This window comes from Hydrogenivirga sp. (assembly GCF_056450045.1).
The window spans coordinates 1-2,431 of sequence record NZ_JBWONM010000130.1; the positions used below are offsets into that span (position 1 = coordinate 1).

General features: G+C 47.7%; 5 protein-coding genes. 1 reads left to right on the forward strand and 4 read right to left on the reverse strand.

Features of this window, described 5'->3' with window-relative positions:
* The 3 genes from AC1HCM_RS05455 to AC1HCM_RS05465 all read right to left on the reverse strand — a co-directional run.
* The coding region (locus AC1HCM_RS05455) for a hypothetical protein (protein ID WP_479460757.1) at window positions 1-196 on the reverse strand (196 nt) is incomplete at its 3' end.
* Entirely contained in the window at window positions 196-438 is a 243-nt protein-coding gene (locus AC1HCM_RS05460) for a hypothetical protein (RefSeq protein ID WP_479460758.1), read from the reverse strand. The genes AC1HCM_RS05455 and AC1HCM_RS05460, both read right to left, overlap by 1 nt.
* Window positions 404-997: a nucleotidyltransferase family protein gene (locus AC1HCM_RS05465; RefSeq protein WP_479460759.1), complete on the reverse strand. Its 594-nt coding sequence runs from the start codon at window positions 995-997 to the stop codon at window positions 404-406. The genes AC1HCM_RS05460 and AC1HCM_RS05465 overlap by 35 nt, the downstream gene beginning before the upstream one ends.
* Window positions 998-1,222: 225 nt before the next feature.
* On the opposite strand from AC1HCM_RS05465, the gene AC1HCM_RS05470 reads away from it, so the two are divergent.
* Window positions 1,223-1,378, forward strand: a complete 156-nt coding sequence (locus AC1HCM_RS05470; RefSeq protein ID WP_479460760.1) for a hypothetical protein — start codon at window positions 1,223-1,225, stop codon at window positions 1,376-1,378.
* A gap of 504 nt (window positions 1,379-1,882) precedes the next feature.
* Here the strand turns inward: AC1HCM_RS05470 and AC1HCM_RS05475 are convergent.
* Window positions 1,883-2,431 (reverse strand): SDR family oxidoreductase (locus tag AC1HCM_RS05475; protein ID WP_479460761.1); only part of this gene is annotated, 549 nt, incomplete at its 5' end.

Sequence of the window (2,431 nt, forward strand, 5' to 3'; positions counted from 1 at the left end):
TCTGAAGGAGTGCAAAGCCGAGAGCAAGCGTGATGGCAAAGCACAGGAAAAGAGCCTCAGCCGTGTCAAGGAAGTGAAGAGTGCGGAGCTTCTCGGGGAACAGCACCGCAACAGGCATGAGCATGACAGCTACAAAGAGCACGAGGGAAGCAACGAGCAGGCAGGCAGAGAGGAAAGCCGTCTTCAGGTTTTCCATCACTCCTCTCCCCGTTCTTTCTTCCTGAACAGCTCGCTGAAGGCTTTTCCAGAGAGTATGTCCTTAGCAGGAGGGGTGACCTTCAACAGCCACTCAACCATGGCATCAGACTTGAAGGGGTCTCTTTTCCTCGTCCTCCTGAACTTCAGTGGGTAGCCTGAGCGCAGTCTCTCCAGCTTCTCCCTGTAGTACCTCTTTCTCACTTCCTCAAGGCTCAGGACGATTTCTTTTCTTCCTGCCATCTCTCTTCCCTCTTTTCAATATACTCTCCAGCCCTGGGTAGATGCCTTCCTGCCGTGCCCTGTCTTTGAGGTAGTTCAGGTCTATCTCGTCTTTGTATTTGTTCAGGAGGTACTCCGCCATCCTGCAGTCTCCCTCGCTCTTCCAGAAAACGCAGGCTGAGAGCCTGTCTATAATCAGGTCTTCTATCCCTATCACGTAAACCTCGCCCCCTATCTCGGGAACCCTGATTACCCTTACCCTGTCATAACTTCCCGCAAGGCTGTCGTCAGGGACTTCAACGAACAGACCCAGCTCGTCAGACACGAAGACCCTTCCCTCTTCTCTGAAGTATCCGGACGAAAGGAGTATCTCTTTAACCGCCTCTCTTGAGCCTATGAGGTCTATGTCTCCCGATGTATAGTGCCCGAAGCTGTAAATCTCAACTGCACTACCGCCCACCACTATCGGAGGTCTTGCTCCTCTTTCTCTGGCTTTTCTGGTCAGCCACGCTCCGAACAGGAGGAGCTTTTCTACCTCATTCCCCGCTTCCTTAATTCTTTCCAGCTCACGCTCAGGCACGGGTGTTCTCCTTGAGGCAGTTTTTCCATTAGCTCTCTCTCGCCCTTCTAATATATTCCAAAGAAGGGGGATGGGTGAAGGTCAAGAAGGTTGAAGTGCTTACGGCAAGACCGGAGCATACTGAGGGCAAACAGCTTGTTGAGCCGAGCTTGACTTGAGCTAACAGGGGGAGCCTCTCCCCCCTGCCATACTCAAAACCCTGCCGTGTCCCAGATGTGCTTGACTTTGTTCCTCACGTTGAAGGAGCTGGCTGATTACTTCTCTGACTTTTATAGGAAGAAGATCGATGAGCTCAGGGAAGAGCTTATATCTGAGCTGAGGAACCGCATAGAGGAGCTTCAGGCTAAGCCTTCCCGGAAGTGGTGGGAGTTTTGGAGGTAGGTTTATCCTTGTAAGCCAGCCATACAAAGAACAGAGCCACCATTATTACTCCCATACCCATTAAAAGCATACCTATTGTGTATTCACTCATTTTCCTCTCCCCTATTTATCAAATATATGCCTGCCATGAAGAGAATGTCCCAAACTGCAAGACTCCCAAGCATAGTCAAGAATTTTTAGAAACTCTTGAGAGAATATCTACTAAAGTTTTGCATGAAGTGAGTGCTTTTATATCAAGTTTTCAGAATATTAGAAATATCAATAACTTACGATTTGTACAGTTTATTGCAATAAGCTCTCAAAAAGAATTTATTTTCATAAATGCTTAGTCACGAGTTCATTCTCTAACATGTGTTCGGAGTAAATTCCTCTATCAAAAACAGTGGTTTTCTTGTAAAAGCTTGAGTGCCAAGCACTAAAGTCGTGCAAAACTTTAGTTTATGAAGTCTTTGATAGGGCGATGTTTGCGATTTTCTCCTTTTCCTGATGACAGGCTTGTTCTGCTCATGCTCCGAAACTTGATAGGAGGTGGCTCATATTGTGCAAAAGTTTAGTGAAGATGTCCATGGAAACAGGCTTTATGAACTTCTTTATGCGAAGGAGTTCAAGCACCTTTTTGGCATACTCATACCTTGATGCATAGCCGCTGTTGACGAGGTGGTAAAGCCCTGCAAGCCCCTTATCCAGCGCCCTGAGACTGACATCCACTATCGTACGGGTTGACGTTGGAACCGATACCTCATCGTAAGCCACCTTAAGATACTCCTGTGACTCTGACCACTGGAGAAGCTTATGTATAAAGTTCTGCTTACCCTCTCCGTAAACCCAGCTCACCCTGAAGATACGGTACTTCTCCACAGCCTCCTTCACATAGACCTCTCCAGAGTACTTACTCTTGGCATACTCGCTCAAGGGATTGGGTTTATCCTCTTCCCTGTAGAGCCCATCCTCCTTTGTACCATCAAAGACGTAGTCCGTTGAGTAGTGGATCAGGAAAATACCTTTTTCCGCACACAGCTGTGCCAGACTCTTTACAGCGAGAGCGTTAACCTC

What these genes read in the sequence shown, in the direction of transcription:
- AC1HCM_RS05460 (WP_479460758.1), bottom strand. Translation starts at nt 438, where the DNA reads ATGGCAGGAAGAAAAGAAATCGTCCTGAGCCTTGAGGAAGTGAGAAAG.